Below are 17,633 nucleotides of genomic sequence, written 5' to 3' on the forward strand. Positions count from 1 at the left end.
AAAATCATTGTTATTGGGTAATCAAATTCTATGGTAGAATAAAAAGACAAAAAGTTCAGGGAGTGGTTCTATGGCAGTCACAATCAATGGAAAAGAATTAGCAGAAAAAATGCAAACAGAAATTGCTGAAAAAGTGCATGAACTCAATGAAGTTGGTATCCATCCTGGTCTAGTTGTTTTATTAGTAGGAGAAAACCAAGCAAGTCAAGTTTATGTTCGAAATAAAGAACGAGTTGCAAAAGAAATTGGTATCCACTCAAAAGTAGAACGTTATCCAGAAACCATTTCTGAAGAAGAATTACTTTTAGAAATTGAAAAATATAATCAAGATCCATTATTCCATGGAATCTTAGTACAATTACCTCTACCAAAACATATCAACGAAGAACAAGTATTATTGGCAATCCGACCTGAAAAAGATGTCGATGGATTCCACCCAATGAATCTTGGTCGTTTATTTGCTGGTGATCCAGACATGATTCCTTGTACACCATATGGAATTATGAAAATGTTTGAAGCTTACTCGATTGATCCTGCTGGGAAGCGAGCCGTTGTAATTGGGCGTAGTAATATCGTTGGTAAGCCAATGGGACAGTTATTATTGATGGCAGATGCGACAGTTACCATTGCACATTCAAAAACAAAAGACTTACCAGCGCTTGCGCGTGAGGCAGATATTTTAGTTGTTGCGATTGGACGCGGTCATTTTGTAACAAAAGAATTTATCAAACCAGGTGCAGTAGTAATTGATGTGGGAATGAATCGAAATGAAGAAGGCAAACTAATTGGGGATGTCAAGTTTGATGAAGTCGAGCCATTAGCAAGCTATATCACGCCAGTACCTCGAGGTGTTGGGCCAATGACCATTACAATGTTGATGTATCAAACAGTTAAGTCTGCTGAAGCTTTTGGAGCAGGTGAGTAAATGACGCAAGAATATTTAACAGTAACGTCGTTGACTAAATATCTAAAAAGAAAATTTGATTTAGATCCTTATTTGGAACGAGTGTATTTGACTGGCGAAATTTCTAACTTTCGCCTGCGGGCAAACGCGCATCAATATTTCAGCTTGAAAGACGATCATGCAAAAATCTCGGCAATTATGTTTAAAGGCGCGTTTCAAAAACTTAAATTCCAACCAAAAGAGGGAATGAAGGTTTTAGTCGTCGGTCGAATTTCACTTTATGAAGCTGGTGGTTCTTACCAAATCTATGTGGAGCATATGGAACCAGATGGTGTCGGTGCACTGTATCAAGCGCTAGAAGAAAGAAAAGAAAAATTGATGAAAGAAGGTCTGTTTCAAGGACCTAAAAAACCGCTACCTCGTTTTCCTAAGCGAATTGCTGTCCTAACTAGTCCTAGTGGTGCAGTTATTCGGGATATTATTACGACGGTGAAAAGACGTTATCCAATTGCGCAGTTAGTATTGTTTCCGACTGTAGTTCAGGGCAATCAGGCGGCAGACGATGTTGTGAAAAATATTGAACGAGTGGAAGCGCTAGGCAATTTTGATACGATGATAATTGGTCGCGGTGGGGGATCAATTGAAGATCTTTGGCCTTTTAATGAAGAACGGGTAGCCAGGGCGATTTATGCGGCAAATACGCCGATTATCTCTTCTGTCGGGCATGAAACAGATACAACAATTGCTGATTTAGTTGCAGATGTGCGGGCTGCAACCCCAACGGCAGCAGCTGAATTAGCGGTGCCGGTTTTATCAGAAGTATTGTTGAAAATCAAAGAACGACAAGCCCGATTAGAGCAAGCTTTTTCGCGTCAAATTCAAACGAAACAACAGCGTTTTGAACATTCGAGACAGTCGTATGTTTTCAGACAACCAGAACGCCTGTATGAAGGACAAACAATCAAATTAGATCACTTCAAGCAACGTTTACAACAAGCCGCGCAACAAGTTTATTATGAAAAGGAAAAGCAAGTTATTTCTCTTAAACATCAGCTCGAACAAGTAGCTCCTGATTATCGTGTAAAAACAGCTAAGCAAGAAACCGATTATCTACAACAGCGTTTGAAAGAAAAAATGGAACAATATATGCAACAACAAAAAAGCCATTTTCAAACAGCTGTTCAATCCCTTGATTTACTAAGCCCGTTGAAAATCATGGGCCGAGGTTACAGCTATACGACATTACCTAATAATCAAGTAGCTAAAAGTGTGACAGAAATCCAACAAGGAGAACTACTGACTGTTCACTACCAAGATGGGCAAGTTATTACAAAAGTCCAAGAAATCGAAGAAGGAGAATAACCGATGGAAAATCCAACATTTGAAGAATCATTGCAAGAATTAGAAAAAATCGTTGTGCAATTAGAGCAAGGCGATGTACCTTTGGAAAAAGCATTAGACGCATTTAAACGCGGAATGGAACTAAGTAAACAATGTCAAGATACACTGACAAAAGCAGAAGAAACCTTGACTAAGATGATGACTGAAACAAACGAAGAAGTTGCTTTTGGTGAGAGCGAGGAAGCTTGATGCAATTAACCGAATTTTCAGCAACCAATTTACCAATGGTTGAACAAGAAATCACCCAATTTTTAATGGAATATACAACTGATGAAGCATTGAAGGAGAGTATGCTTTATTCGATTAATGCTGGTGGAAAACGAATTAGACCATTACTACTTTTAGCGACAGCAAGTTCCTTTGGTGAAACATTATCTACTCCCATATATCAAGTAGCAGGGGCTCTTGAAATGGTTCATACGTACTCATTAATCCATGATGATCTACCTGCAATGGACAATGATGATTTACGTAGAGGAAAACCGACAAACCATAAAGTTTTTGGTGAAGCAATTGCTATTTTGGCTGGAGATGGCCTGTTGACAGGGGCGTTTCAATTAATTAGTTTGACACAACTAGAACCCTTAAAAAAGTTATTGCTTATCCAACAATTGGCAAGTAATAGTGGGGCTCAAGGAATGGTAGCCGGGCAAACGGCAGATATTTTAGGTGAAAAACAAGAATTGACTATAGAAGAACTTGCCTTTGTCCATGAACGAAAAACGGGTCGCTTGATTCGCTATGCGTTGTTAGCAGGTGGTGTTTTAGCTAATCAGCCAGAAGAAGTTTTGATGTGTTTACAAAAATTGGCTGGACATCTCGGACTTGCTTTTCAAATTCGGGATGATCTATTAGATGTGGTGAGTACAACCGAAAAATTAGGTAAGACAGCTGGTAAAGATGCGCAAGAAGGAAAAAATACGTATCCGCGTTTACTAGGAATTGAAAAAACGTATGCAGCTTTAGCAAATGAAATCCAACAAGCCAATGAATTGGTTACACAGTTAGAAAAAGATGTTTTAGTATTTGATGGCGAGTTGCTACGTCAATTAATCAGACAATTTGATATGGAGAAATGAGGAAAAAAATGGAAAAAGAACGTGTAGACGTTTTGGCCGTTAAACAAGGACTTTTTGAAACAAGAGAACAAGCAAAACGCTCTGTCATGGCTGGGTTAATTTATAACGAAAAGAATGAACGCTTTGATAAACCGGGTGAAAAGATTCCTGTAACGAATGAATTGAAAATCAAAGGGAAAAAATTACCGTATGTTTCTCGTGGTGGTCTTAAACTAGAAAAAGCTTTAAAAGCTTTTGATCTAACTGTTCAAGATAAAATTTTATTAGATATTGGTGCTTCTACTGGAGGATTCACAGACGCGGCATTACAAAATGGTGCAAAAATGAGCTACGCCTTAGATGTTGGGTACAACCAACTTGCTTGGAAAATTCGTCAAGATCCACGAGTAGTCGTGATGGAGCGCGTCAACTTTCGTTACTCAAAACCAGAAGATTTTGAACAGGGCGTACCAGAAGTAGCAGTGATTGATGTTTCTTTTATTTCACTGAAATTAATGTTACCGCCTCTACATGCAATTCTGGCCGATCAGGGAGAAGTCGTTACGCTGATTAAGCCTCAATTTGAAGCTGGCAGAGAAGCCGTCGGGAAAAATGGAATTGTTCGAAATGCTCAAACGCACCAAAAAGTAATCGAAGACACATTAGTTTTTGCAATGGCGAGTGGTTACGATGTCTTAGAACTGAGTTTCTCACCAATTACAGGTGGCGAAGGAAACATCGAATTCTTGGCACATCTCCAAAAAGTTTCTGGTAAAGGAACAATGAGTCCGACAATTGATATTTCAGCAGTTGTCACTAAGGCACATGAACAATTTGAACAAAAGTAAGCGGTTTGCAGATTTCTTCTTTCTTAAGCCGAAAAAATAAGCTATCATTAACAAGAAGAATGAGCTAAGGAGCGAAAAGCAATGAGAAAAAAAGATCGACACCGTTTGATTACTCGATTATTGAGCGAACGTGATATCCGGAAACAAGAAGAGTTTGTCGAAATTTTGAAAAACAAAGGGATTTCTGTGACTCAAGCCACTATTTCTCGGGATATTAAAGAACTAAAGTTGATTAAAGTTCCCGCTTCTGATGGTGGTTATCGTTATAGTTTGCCGGCAGAAACAAGTGAAGATGTTCAAACAAAATTAGAAAAAATTTTAAAAGATGCTTTTGTTGCAGTGGATCAAATGGAAAAATTTGTCATTTTGAAAACATTACCTGGGAATGCTTCTGCAGCGGCGAACCTAATCGATAAGTGCTACAAGAAAGAACTATTTTCGATCATTAATGATGACGATAATGTTTTGATGATTACACGCACAGAAGAAGATGCAGTGTCATTAAAAAAAGATTTCTTACATTACTTGTAATTAAGGGGTGATTGCTGTGTTACAAGAAATTAGTATTACCAACTTTGCGATTATTCCCGAGTTGCAATTGTCTTTTCACGAAGGGATGACGGCACTAACTGGCGAAACTGGAGCTGGGAAATCAATCATCATTGATGCTTTGGGATTACTAGCAGGTGGTCGCGGCTCAAGTGATTATATTCGTCAAGGTGCAGATAAGTGTATTCTTGAAGGCCTTTTTGAGTTGCCTAAACAGCCGGGATTTTCTGATTTAATGGAAGAATTAGGAATTGAATCAGATGAAGATAACCTAATCGTTCGACGAGATATGGCTTTGACAGGTAAAAATATTTGTCGCGTCAATGGACACATTGTGACTTTGGCAAATTTACGACGAATTGGCGCTTTTTTAGTTGATATTCAAGGACAAAATGAACATCAAGAACTATTACAGCCTGAATCACATTTAATCTTACTAGATCGATTCGGTGATACAGCCTTCCAACAGAAGAAAAAAATGTATCAAAAATTATACGGACATTATCGAACGTTAGAAGCTAAAGTGCGAAAAGTTCAGCAAAATGAGAAGTCTTTTGTTCAGCGTATGGATATGCTTCATTTTCAGCAAGAAGAGATTGCGGCTGCGAAGCTTCAACTAGGTGAAGAAGAACGATTAGTTGAGGAACGCGATAAATTAAGTAATTATCAGAAAATCGTGGATAGCTTGAATGCTGGATATGGCGCGCTGGATAATGGTGAGCAGAGTAGCGTGGATGGAATTGGACGAGCGGTTTCAGAAATGCAGGGGATTGCACATTTAGATCCAGAGTATGAAGCGATTTTTGAGAACATTCAAAATGCGTACTACTTGTTACAAGATGCAGTTGGAGATATGAGTCGTCAAATTGATCATTTGGAACTTGATGATAATCGCTTGGAAGAGGTAAATCAGCGATTAGAAGTAATCCGTCAATTGAAACGAAAATATGGCGAGTCAATTGAAGCAATCTTAACTTACTATGAGGATATCACCAAAGAGTTAGGTGACTCTGATTTTTCTGAGGGTCAGTTAGAGAAAATGAAAAAAGAACTCGAAGAAAAGGCAACAGAACTTCATCAGCAAGCGATGATTTTGCGTGAGCAACGACAAAAAATTGCTAAGGAACTTGAGACGTCAATTTTACAAGAACTAAAAGGGTTGTACATGGAAAATACAGAGTTTGAAGTTCGTTTTGCTAAACAAGAAACAACCTTTGATCAAAATGGATTTGACCAAGTTGAATTTTACATAACGACAAATCCTGGTGAACCATTAAAACCTTTAGTGAAAGTTGCTTCTGGAGGAGAATTATCTCGAATGTTATTAGCGTTAAAAACGATTTTTTCTTCGGAACAAGGCGTGACAAGTATTATTTTTGATGAGGTAGATACTGGGGTAAGTGGTCGAGTGGCGCAAGCAATCGCAGACAAAATTGCGCAGATTTCAAAACATTCTCAAGTTTTGTGTATCACGCATCTTCCGCAAGTTGCAGCGGTTGCTGATTACCAATACTATATTGTGAAAGATGTTGTTGCAGGTCGAACACAAACTTCAGTTTCAGAACTTGCTGAACCACAAAGAATTGAAGAAATTGCTCGGATGCTAGCTGGAAGTGAAATTACGCCATTGACGATTGAGCATGCCAAAGAGTTATTGAAAATGGCAAAAAAAAATCATAATAAATAAAAAAGAGCACCAGCTCTCTCTTGAAAGCAAGAGAATAGCTGGTGCTTCTTTTTTTATAATACGCTCATTACAGCAGTTAGTACAACTGACCCAACAGTTAAAATCAGCATTGTCCAAATCACTACTTTTGTTACTTTAGAAAAAGTACTTGTTTGCTTTTTATTATTCATCGCGTTCATCCTTAAGTTAGATTCATTAGCAATAGTGTACAACCTTTTGTGTTTTTGTTCAAGTTACGAAGTAAATTTTTCGTTGTTAAAAATAAAATATTTAAGAATGACTTTTTAAAACGGTGGTTCACAGATGAAAATTATGATAAGCTCTTTTTTAGATGTTGTCTAATTAGTAACAGCTGTCAAGTTATTTACTAGTTTCTACTATAAAAATAATCTGACTGTAATAGACAAGAAACAAAAGTGATGGTCTGAAAATGATAATCACAATAAATTAAATAAAATGAAATAGTTGTGTAAAGTATTTGCAGTATACTTAGAGCAATTAGAAAGAAGGAGTTTTCATCACATGGGTACTTTTACACCAATTGTATTATTTTGGTATATCTTTCCGGCAATCGTTTTATTTGGCTGCCAATTTTTAGTGCGAATCTTTGCATTGAATCGCCGCTTTAATTTAAAGGCTCCTGATTTATCTGTCCCATTTCTGTGGGGAGGAATGCATGAACTCTCAAGAAATATGGGCACAATTTCAGTTTTACCCTTTTTTATTATTTCTGTACTACTTTTAGGAATTTGTATTGCAGTTTTTCAGGCATACTATTATGAAGAAATTGTTTATTCACGTTATCTGAAAATGACGTGGCGGTTAACTTTTTTGCTAACAATCATTTTGTATTTAGTACTCATTGTGTTCAACATTGTGAGTTATTTATAACGTCAAAAAAGCTGTGGAAAGTCTTTTAAAAGATTTTTCGCAGCTTGATTTTTTAAAAAATAGTTAATGTAAAAAAAGTTCGTCTCAGATTTTCCAGAAAAGGTGGTAGAAAGTGGGGGATTGTGGTAGACTAATTTTAGTTAGTGGAGGAATGGGGGTAGTTTCAATGTTTATGGGCGAATATCGGCATAATATTGACACAAAAGGTCGTTTGATCGTGCCTTCAAAACTTCGTGATGAGCTTGGTGAAAAGTTCGTACTAACTCGTGGTTTAGATGGCTGTCTTTTTGGCTATCCAATGAGCGAGTGGGAAAACTTAGAAGATAAGCTTAGCGAAATGCCGTTAACCAAAAAAGATGCACGTACTTTTGTGCGGTTTTTTTATTCGGCTGCCACTGAATGCGAACTTGATAAACAAGGTCGTATCAACATTCCCAGCACTTTGAGAAGTCATGCAAGTCTAGAAAAAGAATGCGTAGTGATTGGTGTTTCAAATCGAATCGAAATTTGGGACGAATCACGTTGGCAAACATTTTCTGATGAAGCTGAGAGTAACTTCGATGAAATTGCTGAAAATATGATTGATTTTGGACTATAGAATAGGAAGAGGCTGACCAATGACTGAAACATTTCAACACTATACAGTCATGTTGAAGGAAACCGTAAATGGCTTAAACATTAAACCAAACGGGACTTATGTAGACTGTACTTTAGGCGGTGCCGGACATAGTGAATATTTACTAAGCCAATTGAACACCGATGGGCATCTTTATGCTTTTGATCAGGATCAAAAGGCAATTGACCATGCAAAACAACGGTTAGCGCCATATGTTGAAAAAGGAATGGTTACTTTTATCAAGGCTAATTTTAGGGAGTTAGAACTTCAGTTAGCTGAACGAGAAGTGACAGAAGTCGATGGGATTTTGTATGACTTAGGTGTTTCTTCACCTCAATTAGATGAGGCCGAACGTGGGTTTAGTTACCACCAGGATGCACCATTAGATATGCGGATGGATCAGTCAGCACCAATTTCTGCTTTTCATGTCATCAATGAATATTCTTATCAAGAACTGGTAAAAATTTTCTTTCGTTATGGCGAAGAAAAATTTTCGAAACAAATCGCTCGTGAAATTGAGCGTGTACGAAAAGAAAAGCCAATCGAAACAACTGGCGAATTAGTTGAAATCATCAAACGCGTGATTCCAGCCCCAGCTAGGAGAAAAGGTGGTCATCCTGCAAAAAGAATTTTCCAAGCAGTTCGAATTGCGGTAAATGATGAACTTGGAGCAGAAGAAACTTCTTTAGAACAAGCAATCAAATTATTGAAATTAAATGGTCGAATCAGTGCGATTACGTTCCATTCATTAGAAGATCGAATCGTTAAAAGTTTATTCAAAGAATACAGTACAGTTAGAGATCTACCACCAGGATTACCAGTTGTTCCTGAGGAGTTTCAACCGGAATTAAAAGTAATCACTAGAAAGCCAATCCTTCCATCAGAAGAAGAATTAGCAGAAAACAATCGTTCACGTAGTGCAAAACTGCGAATTGCGGAAAAAATACGAGTGACAGAGGAGTAGAATAATGGCAGAACTAAAAAGAGCACATGAATATCCATATGATTTCCCCGACATGGTGGATCAAGCTGAACAACTGCCAGATTCTAGTCAAGAAGTTGTTCTACCTCAATCACCTGCTAGACGATTGAAACGAATTTCTAATTTAGAAAAATTAGTTATCAGTGGTTTAATTGTTATGCTAATTTCTTTGTCCGTTTTGACAATTATGTTAAGAACCAACATTAGTGGTGCTGAACAAGCAATTACTTCGATCCAAACGGATATTACTGAAAAGAAAACAGAAAAAACAACTTTGGAACAAGAAAAGAATGAACTTTCGCGTACAGAACGCGTAAAACAAATCGCAGAAGAAAAAGGATTGTCAATTAATGACGACAATTTAAGGAAAGTGAAGTAAATGAGTCTTAAAAATAAATTTCGGCGGTTTATGGAAAAGAAAAATCAAAATCCGATGAACAATCGCAAAAAAGTAGGTATCATTTTATTTGCTACGAGTATTGGGTTGTTCTTTTTATTTGCCGTCCGTTTCTCGTACATTATAATAGGTGGTCACGTGGCTGGTACTTCGTTATCTGAAAAAACAGAGCAGCTTTACCGAGGAAGTGAAGTTGTGCAGGCGAAACGAGGCACAATCTATGACCGAAATGGTATTGCAATTGCTGAAGATGCGACCTCTTATTCCATCAAAGCAATTCTTTCAAAAACATATACATCTGAAAATAAAAAACTTTATGCTCAAGAGAAAGATTTTAGTAAAATCGCAACAATTTTAAGTGATAATTTATCAATTAAGAAAAATGCCGCACTAAAAATCTTGCAAAATGGAGCGGATAATGAGTTATATCAAGTTGAATTTGGTAATTACGGACAGAATATCACGCAGGAAACAAAGCAGACGATTGAGTCACAAATGAAAAAGGCTGGTTTAGCTGGTCTTTATTTTGATTCTCACAAGTCTCGCATGTATCCAAATGGTGTATTTTCTTCCCACTTTATTGGATTTGCAATTCCTAATAAGGAAGGCAATGGGCTAGTCGGTAGTTTGGGATTAGAATCCGCTTATAATGATATTTTAACTGGGAAAGATGGCAAGATCGTTTATCAAAAAGATAAATATCAAAATCCTTTACCAGGAACGGTTGCTGATGAAGTTGCTTCTAAAGATGGTCAGGATATCTACACCACTCTAGATAGTAGATTACAAAGTTATTTAGAAACTTTGATGGATCAAGTCAATCAAGAATATCAACCTGAAGAGCTGACTGCTGTTTTAATGGAAGCTAAAACTGGTGAAATCGTAGCAATGGGTCAACGCCCTACCTTTAACCCCGAAACAATGGAGGGGCTAAATGACGAAAATGCTGTTTGGCGTAATTTCTTAGTACAGGATCGGTATGAACCAGGTTCGACAATGAAAGTCTTTACGACTGCTGCGGCTATCGAAGAAGGCGAGTACAACGAAAACGAAACATTTGTTTCTGGTAAAATCGCTGTGGCTGATGCAACTATCAATGACCATGACTTTGGTGAAAAAGGTGTATTGACAATGCGTCAAGCACTATCTTGGTCAAGTAACGTGGGAATGGTTATTTTAGAACAAAGACTAGGTGGACGTTGGTACAACTACCTTCAAAAACTTGGCTTTGGTCAAAGTACTCACTCTGGACTAGACGACGAAAATGCAGGCACATTGCCAACAGAAAATATTGTTGACCGAGCAATGAGTGCATATGGTCAAGCAGTTGGTGTAACTAATTTTCAAATGATGAAGGCATTTTCTTCAATCGCTAACAATGGAACGATGCTTCAACCTAGATTCATCAGTAAAATCGTTGATCCACAAACTGGAGAAGAACGAACAACTCAGACAGAAGTATTAGGACAACCATATTCAAAAGAAACGACAGAAAAAGTACGTGAATATATGCGTGATGTTGTTGAAAGTGAAAATTACGGAAGTGCTTATGGTGTTTATTCTGTACCAGGGTATAACGTATCAGCAAAAACTGGTACAGCACAGATTGCTTCTGACTCTGGTGGTTATCAAGTTGGAGATACTTCTTATCTTTATTCAATCGTTGAAATGGTTCCTTCAGAAGATCCTGAATATGTTCTTTATCTAACGATGAAACATCCAAAAACATATGATCGAATGGCTTTAGCAAAAATTGCAAATCCATTAATGAAACGTGCGATGGACTTCAAAGAAACAGAAGGCGACACCAAAGAAACGACGGATCAAACAGAAAAAGTAGTGGTTGCTGATTACCGCAATTTAGAATCAGATATTGCTGCGGCTGATGCGCAAAAGAGCGGCTTACAGCCAGTAGTGATTGGTAACGGAAAGAAAGTTATCAAGCAATCAACTTCCAACGGCGACAAACTCATTCTGGGAGAAAAATTGATTCTACAAACGGGTGGCGATGAACTGATGCCTGATGTTACTGGTTGGTCAAAAGCCGATATTATGAAGTTAGGCAAAATTCTTGGCATTGAAGTCACTTTTGATGGTGATGGTTATTGTACCGAGCAAAGTCTCGCGCCGTATGAAAAAATTACCGATAAAAAATTACACTTTACTTTAAAAGAGTAAGAAAAGAAATAGGAGAGAAAAAAGCATGGAATGGACACAAGCATTAATTCCCATTGTGAGTAGCTTTGCGATGACAGTTGCAGTAATGCCATTGTTTATTGGCTACTTTCAAATGAAAAAACAAGGACAGGCGATTCGTGAAGAAGGACCTAAATGGCATAACATCAAAGCCGGGACTCCGACGATGGGTGGCTTAGTGTTCCTAATTGCAGCAATCTTAACTGGCATCTGGGTGGGAGCATGGCAAAACCAGCTAACACCCATACTCTTTATTTTGTTATTTGTTTTAGCGTTATATGGTGCCATTGGTTTTTTAGATGACTTCATTAAAGTTTTTAAAAAAAGAAATATGGGATTAAATTCCATTCAAAAATTGATTGGTCAAATTGTTGGAGGAGTAGCTTTTTATCTCGTTTATCGTTCAGAAGGTTACCCAGGTGTACTTAACTTTTTTGGATTAGAAATTAGCTTAGGAATTCTCTATGGGCTATTCGCCATTTTCTGGTTGGTTGGGTTCTCAAATGCAGTGAATTTGACGGATGGAATCGATGGCTTAGTTGCAGGACTAGGAACGATTTCTTTTGCAACTTATGCCCTTATTGCTTGGCATCAAAATCAACTAGATGTTTTGATTATTTGTTTAAGTGTCGTTGGTGGATTAATTGGTTTCTTTTCTTACAATCACAAACCTGCGAAAATTTTTATGGGTGATGTGGGTTCTTTGGCTTTAGGTGGTTTGTTAGCAGCAATCTCAATGATGCTAAATCAAGAATGGACGTTGTTATTAGTTGGTTTGATTTATGTTATGGAAACGGCAAGTGTAATGTTACAAGTAGCTTCATTTAAGTTAACTGGGAAACGAATTTTCAAAATGTCACCAATTCATCATCACTTTGAAATGAGTGGCTGGTCTGAATGGAAAATCGATATTGTTTTTTGGTTAGTTAGCTTAGGAACTTCACTTATTACATTATGGCTTGTTTGGTAGGAGATGACAGGAAATGAAAAAAATAACAACATATGAAAATAAAAAAGTCCTAGTCTTAGGACTTGCAAAAAGCGGATTTAGTGCGGCCAAATTGTTACATGAATTGGGCGCACTTGTCACCGTTAACGACGGAAAACCATTTGATGAGAACCCTGAGGCACAAGATTTATTAGCTTTAGGAATCAAAGTAGTTACAGGTAGTCATCCAATTGAACTTTTGGATGAAGATTTTTCTGTAATGGTAAAGAATCCTGGTATTCCTTATAACCATCCATTGGTGGCGAAGGCACAAGAAATGGGTATTCCGGTAATTACGGAAGTAGAGTTAGCTTACGAGGTAGCGGAATGTCCAATTATTGGTATCACTGGAACGAATGGAAAAACGACAACGACAACAATGACGGGATTACTGTTAAATGCAGGAGAAAGTAAGGGAATGGCTCGTTTAGCCGGAAATATTGGTTATCCAGCAAGTAGCGTAGCTCAGGAAGCACAAGCAGACGATAAAATTGTTATGGAATTGTCAAGTTTTCAACTAATGGGTATTACAGACTTTCATCCAAATGTAGCAGTTATCACAAATATCTATGAAGCACATATTGACTATCATGGAACACGTGAAGAGTATGTAAAAGCAAAATGGGAAATTCAAAAAAATATGACAACTGAAGATTATTTGATTTTGAATTGGAACCAAGAAGAACTACGAATGTTATCTCAAACGACGCAAGCACAGATCTTACCTTTCTCGACAACAGAAGTATTGGAAAAAGGTGCGTATTGCGTAGAGGGAATCATTTATTATAATCAAGAAAAAATCATGGATGCTTCAGATTTAGGCGTTCCTGGTGCGCACAATATTGAAAATGCTTTGGCGGCAATTACGGTTGCTAAATTATACGATATCTCGACGGAAGCAATTAAACAAACACTGCATTTATTCCATGGCGTTCCTCATCGCACTCAATATGTAGGAGAAATTCAGGGAAGAAAATTTTATAACGATTCTAAAGCAACCAATATCTTAGCAACGGAAATGGCACTAAGTGGTTTTGCTCCAGAAAAAATGATTTTATTAGCTGGTGGATTAGACAGAGGTAATAGTTTTGAAGAACTAGTTCCATCTCTTCAAAATGTGAAAGCGTTGATTGCGTTCGGCGAAACGAAACATAAACTAGTTGAAGCTGGTCAAGAGGCCGGTATTCAAGTAATTGAAATAACAGACAATGTTGAAACAGCTGTACCACTAGCATTAGCATTGAGTGATGAAGAAGATGTTATTTTGTTATCTCCAGCTAATGCAAGCTGGGATCAATATCCTAACTTCGAGATTCGTGGTACGCGCTTCATGGAAGCTGTCAATAAATTAAAATAGAAAAGAAACGAGCGATAAAAATGAAAATTTTGGTTACAGGCGGCGGAACAGGTGGTCATATCTATCCAGCATTAGCCTTTGTTAATTATGTGAAATCTCAAGATCAAGATGCTGAGTTTATGTATGTCGGGGCAAAACGAGGATTAGAAAATAAGATTGTTCCAGAGACTGGTATTCCTTTTCATACTTTAGAAATTCAAGGATTTAAACGGAAATTGTCATTTGACAATGTCAAAACAGTCCAACTATTTTTGAAAAGTATTCGCCAAGCAAAAAAAATCTTGAAAGATTTTCAGCCAGATGTGGTGATTGGAACAGGTGGATATGTATCAGGTGCTGTTGTATACGCTGCGGCAAAGTTGAATATTCCAACAATCATTCATGAACAAAATAGTGTTCCAGGAATTACCAATAAGTTTCTTAGTCGTTATGTTGACCATATTGCGCTTTCTTTCCAAGATGCAGCACAATTTTTTCCAGAAGAAAAATCAAGTCTGATTGGTAATCCTCGCGCACAGGAAGTCGCTGACACACCGAAATCGACTATTTTAGCTAATTTCGGATTAGCAACAGATAAAAAAACAGTTCTGATTTTTGGTGGAAGCCAAGGTGCGTTGAAGTTGAATGAAGCGGTAATGAATTTCCTAGAAAGCTTTAATGATGATAGTTACCAAGTATTATACGCTTCAGGAGATCGCTACTATGAACAAATTAAAAGTCAAGTTGGTGCTATCAAGCTAAGCAATGTCAGTATTCAACCATATATTCGACAGATGGCTGAAGTGATCGCAAGTAGTGATTTGCTTGTAGGAAGAGCAGGTGCAACGTCCATTGCAGAATTTACAGCATTAGGATTACCAGCGATTTTGATCCCAAGTCCTTATGTTACTAATGATCATCAAACTAAAAATGCGCAAAGCTTAGTGAATGCGGGTGCTGCAAAAATGATCACAGATGGCGAGTTAACAGGTGAAACTTTAGGAAGAGCAATCAATGAAATCATGACAGACGAAAAAGTGCAAAAGCAAATGTCACAGGCTTCAAAAAAACAAGGGATGCCAGACGCATCTAAACGTTTATATGAATTGGTTCAAAGTGTTATTAAAAAGTAAAAGGTGGTGGTCTTAGTGAGTAAAAAGAAAGAACCAAATGATTTACCCAAATCATCTGATAACCAAGATGAATTAACTCCGTGGCAAAAGGCCAACCAAAAGTATTTAGCTGAGCATCATAAAAAAGACGAGAAACTTCACGAAGATTCAGACGAAACTGTTACAAACCAAGAAGAACAGTCAAAAGATTCGTCCAACGAAGACGAAAGGGATGAACTTCCAGCGTTTCTGACTGAACCAGAAGAGTCAACCAAACAGACCGGTCCATATAATGGTTCTTTCTTAAATCGATTGCCTAATTTGAAAAATCAGCGTAACAAAGTCTTGATGCGTAGACTGTCATTAATTATAACAATCTTAGGGATTCCGTTGTTATTTTTGATTTATTATATTTCACCATATAGTAAGCTAGAAGCAGTTACTGTAACTGGAAATGAGCTCATTTCTAATCAGACAGTGATCGCTGAATCAAAGTTAAGAATTGGTGACAATTTGTGGACACAATATTGGGACAGAAATCAACATGTAAAAGAATTGAAAACTGAACAACCTCGAGTGAAGACAGCAGAAATTAGTTTTCATTCAATCAATCAATTTGAGCTAGCAATCACGGAATATAAAGATATTGCGTTAATTGCTACTGAAAACAAGTATTATCCTGTACTTGAAAATGGCATTGTTTTAGATCAAAAAGTAGATAACCCTACGAAAAATTTACCGATTCTTGAAGACTTCAAAAGTGATGCAAAAATTAAGGCCTTGGTAAAACAATACAATCAACTTTCTGCTGAGCTACAAAAAGCCATTTCAGAAATTAAATATGCACCCACAGAAAGTAATGAAAATTTACTTCAGATGAACATGAACGATGGTAATCAGGTATTAGTGAATATCACGAATTTGGCTAGTCAAATGAAATATTACCCACAAGTTGCTAAAGAGATGCAAGAAAATGGTGTGATTGACATGGAAGTTGGAATTTTTTCTTATCCTTACTCAAATAGTACAGAAGAGCAAACCGAAACTTCCGCTGACGAAGAAACAAATCAAAATGCTGTCACATCAACAGAAATAGAGTCTGGTGAGTCAACTGAAGCAGACCAACAAGCTGATGAGTCAACGCCATCTTCAAGCAGTTCAATCGAAAATCAATAAAACAACCTTAAAAAGTGATAATCTACTTTCTAAAAACTATTAATTTATGGTAGAATTGAAAGCAGTGAATATCTATAATATAGTATATTTAAAAACGAACGTTAGTTGTTCGCTTGTATATGGAATAGTAAGTAGGAGGGAATCCCATTCATGGCAAAAACAGGAATGTATGTAGGCCTTGATATTGGAACGACATCTGTCAAAGTTGTCGTGGCTGAATATATCGACAGCCAAATGAATATTATTGGAGTAGGAAACGCAAAATCAGAAGGGATTAACCGCGGCATTATCGTTGATATTGATAAAACAGTTCAAGCAATTCAACGTGCAGTACGACAAGCAGAAGAAAAAGCCGGCATTCAAATTAAGGGTGTCAGTGTGGGATTACCTGCAAATATGCTTGAAGTCGAAAATTGCCAAGGAATGATTGCAGTAAATGGGGATTCAAAAGAAATCACCGATGAAGATGTCAGAAATGTGGCTTCAGCTGCCCTTGTTCGTTCAATTCCTCCTGAACGTCAGATCGTGTCAATTTTGCCACAAGACTTTACTGTAGATGGTTTTGAAGGGATTAGAGATCCTCGAGGAATGATCGGTGTGCGCTTAGAAATGTTTGGTCTATTATTTACTGGACCAAAAACGATTGTTCACAATATCAGAAAGTGCGTCGAAAAAGCTGGCTTAATTGTCAATGAATTAGTAATTACACCGTTAGCTTTAACGGAAACGATTCTTTCTGACGGAGAAAAAGATTTTGGAACGATTGTTATTGACATGGGTGGTGGCCAAACTACAACGGCTGTTATGCATGACAAACAATTGAAATTTACAAACACAGATCAAGAAGGTGGCGAATTTGTCACTAAAGATATCTCAATCGTTTTGAATACTTCATTCAACAACGCAGAGGCATTAAAAATTAATTATGGTGATGCGTATCCAGAAAGAACATCAGAAAACGAAGAATTTCCTGTGGATGTAATTGGACAATCAGAACCTGTCAAGGTTGATGAACGTTATCTATCAGAAGTAATTTCAGCTCGTATGGAACAAATCTTTAATAAAGCAAAAGATGCTTTGGATCAAATCGAAGCGTTGGAATTACCTGGTGGTGTCATATTAACAGGTGGTGCGGCTAGCTTGCCAGGCGTAGTTGAACTAGCACAAGAAATTTTTGGTGTTAATGTAAAACTGTATGTTCCTAACCATATGGGACTAAGAAATCCAGTCTTTACAAACGTCATTAGTATTGTTGATTATTCAGCAAACTTAAGTGAAGTATATCAACTTGCTAAATCAGCAGTTACTGGCGAAACAGCCATTCAGCATGTATCAGTTACTGAACATGAAGCACCTTCTTATGACTCTTACGAATCAGCTGAAGAGGTAACTTATGAAGAACCAGAAGAAAAAAAATCTGGTGAAAACGTAACAAGTAAAATCAAAGGTTTCTTTACAAATATTTTTGATTAATTCATCCTGGGAGGAATAA

At 37.3% G+C, this 17,633-nt stretch carries 18 protein-coding genes; 17 read left to right on the plus strand and 1 reads right to left on the minus strand.

Going from position 1 to position 17,633, the window contains the following annotated elements; translation table 11 throughout:
• Positions 1 to 70: 70 nt before the first annotated feature.
• From AB3I20_RS03140 to recN, 7 genes are all read left to right on the plus strand, one after another.
• A complete protein-coding gene (locus AB3I20_RS03140; protein WP_071868206.1) occupies positions 71 to 925 on the plus strand; it encodes a bifunctional methylenetetrahydrofolate dehydrogenase/methenyltetrahydrofolate cyclohydrolase in 855 nt (284 codons plus the stop codon).
• Positions 926 to 2,266, plus strand: coding sequence for an exodeoxyribonuclease VII large subunit (gene xseA / locus AB3I20_RS03145; RefSeq protein WP_067480513.1), 1,341 nt, complete (start codon positions 926 to 928; stop codon positions 2,264 to 2,266).
• A 3-nt stretch (positions 2,267 to 2,269) separates the two neighbouring features.
• Positions 2,270 to 2,494, plus strand: coding sequence for an exodeoxyribonuclease VII small subunit (locus tag AB3I20_RS03150; RefSeq protein ID WP_067480516.1), 225 nt, complete (start codon positions 2,270 to 2,272; stop codon positions 2,492 to 2,494).
• Positions 2,494 to 3,384, plus strand: a complete 891-nt coding sequence (locus AB3I20_RS03155; RefSeq protein WP_071868207.1) for a polyprenyl synthetase family protein — start codon at positions 2,494 to 2,496, stop codon at positions 3,382 to 3,384. Before AB3I20_RS03150 ends, AB3I20_RS03155 begins: the two co-directional genes overlap by 1 nt.
• A gap of 8 nt (positions 3,385 to 3,392) precedes the next feature.
• Complete coding sequence (locus tag AB3I20_RS03160; RefSeq protein ID WP_071868208.1) at positions 3,393 to 4,211, plus strand: TlyA family RNA methyltransferase; 819 nt, start codon at positions 3,393 to 3,395, stop codon at positions 4,209 to 4,211.
• Between the two features lie 81 nt (positions 4,212 to 4,292).
• Positions 4,293 to 4,742 carry an arginine repressor gene (argR, locus tag AB3I20_RS03165; RefSeq protein ID WP_067480526.1) on the plus strand — a complete coding sequence of 150 codons (450 nt, stop codon included), beginning with the start codon at positions 4,293 to 4,295 and terminating at the stop codon, positions 4,740 to 4,742.
• Between the two features lie 16 nt (positions 4,743 to 4,758).
• Positions 4,759 to 6,447: a DNA repair protein RecN gene (recN, locus tag AB3I20_RS03170; RefSeq protein ID WP_271026838.1), complete on the plus strand. Its 1,689-nt coding sequence runs from the start codon at positions 4,759 to 4,761 to the stop codon at positions 6,445 to 6,447.
• Between the two features lie 53 nt (positions 6,448 to 6,500).
• On the opposite strand, the gene AB3I20_RS03175 is transcribed toward recN, so the two are convergent.
• Positions 6,501 to 6,617, minus strand: a complete 117-nt coding sequence (locus tag AB3I20_RS03175; RefSeq protein WP_067480532.1) for a DUF4044 domain-containing protein — start codon at positions 6,615 to 6,617, stop codon at positions 6,501 to 6,503.
• A gap of 352 nt (positions 6,618 to 6,969) precedes the next feature.
• Here AB3I20_RS03175 and AB3I20_RS03180 point away from each other — a divergent pair, with 352 nt between their 5' ends.
• The 10 genes from AB3I20_RS03180 (at position 6,970) to ftsA (ending at position 17,614) form a co-directional block, all read left to right on the plus strand.
• The gene (locus AB3I20_RS03180; protein ID WP_067480535.1) at positions 6,970 to 7,338 is read left to right on the plus strand and encodes a DUF3397 domain-containing protein; all 369 of its coding nucleotides are present in this window, start codon (positions 6,970 to 6,972) and stop codon (positions 7,336 to 7,338) included.
• A 166-nt stretch (positions 7,339 to 7,504) separates the two neighbouring features.
• Positions 7,505 to 7,936: a division/cell wall cluster transcriptional repressor MraZ gene (gene mraZ, locus AB3I20_RS03185; protein WP_067481326.1), complete on the plus strand. Its 432-nt coding sequence runs from the start codon at positions 7,505 to 7,507 to the stop codon at positions 7,934 to 7,936.
• Positions 7,937 to 7,955: 19 nt separating this feature from the next.
• Entirely contained in the window at positions 7,956 to 8,918 is a 963-nt protein-coding gene (gene rsmH, locus AB3I20_RS03190; RefSeq protein WP_067480538.1) for a 16S rRNA (cytosine(1402)-N(4))-methyltransferase RsmH, read from the plus strand.
• Between the two features lie 4 nt (positions 8,919 to 8,922).
• Positions 8,923 to 9,315 (plus strand): cell division protein FtsL, encoded by a 393-nt coding sequence (gene ftsL, locus AB3I20_RS03195; protein ID WP_067480541.1) that lies wholly within the window; start codon positions 8,923 to 8,925, stop codon positions 9,313 to 9,315.
• Positions 9,316 to 11,511: a penicillin-binding transpeptidase domain-containing protein gene (locus tag AB3I20_RS03200; RefSeq protein ID WP_067480544.1), complete on the plus strand. Its 2,196-nt coding sequence runs from the start codon at positions 9,316 to 9,318 to the stop codon at positions 11,509 to 11,511. It begins immediately after the preceding gene.
• Positions 11,512 to 11,536: 25 nt separating this feature from the next.
• Entirely contained in the window at positions 11,537 to 12,499 is a 963-nt protein-coding gene (mraY, locus tag AB3I20_RS03205; protein ID WP_067480547.1) for a phospho-N-acetylmuramoyl-pentapeptide-transferase, read from the plus strand.
• Positions 12,500 to 12,512: 13 nt separating this feature from the next.
• Entirely contained in the window at positions 12,513 to 13,874 is a 1,362-nt protein-coding gene (gene murD / locus AB3I20_RS03210; protein WP_368026929.1) for a UDP-N-acetylmuramoyl-L-alanine--D-glutamate ligase, read from the plus strand.
• Between the two features lie 20 nt (positions 13,875 to 13,894).
• Positions 13,895 to 14,986, plus strand: coding sequence for an undecaprenyldiphospho-muramoylpentapeptide beta-N-acetylglucosaminyltransferase (gene murG, locus AB3I20_RS03215; RefSeq protein WP_368026930.1), 1,092 nt, complete (start codon positions 13,895 to 13,897; stop codon positions 14,984 to 14,986).
• Between the two features lie 15 nt (positions 14,987 to 15,001).
• Positions 15,002 to 16,141: a cell division protein FtsQ/DivIB gene (locus tag AB3I20_RS03220; RefSeq protein WP_368026931.1), complete on the plus strand. Its 1,140-nt coding sequence runs from the start codon at positions 15,002 to 15,004 to the stop codon at positions 16,139 to 16,141.
• A 150-nt stretch (positions 16,142 to 16,291) separates the two neighbouring features.
• Positions 16,292 to 17,614, plus strand: a complete 1,323-nt coding sequence (gene ftsA, locus AB3I20_RS03225) for a cell division protein FtsA (protein ID WP_067480559.1) — start codon at positions 16,292 to 16,294, stop codon at positions 17,612 to 17,614.
• Positions 17,615 to 17,633 lie beyond the last annotated feature (19 nt).

This window comes from Enterococcus sp. C50, from assembly GCF_040887505.1.
Lineage (GTDB): Bacteria > Bacillota > Bacilli > Lactobacillales > Enterococcaceae > Enterococcus_B > Enterococcus_B thailandicus.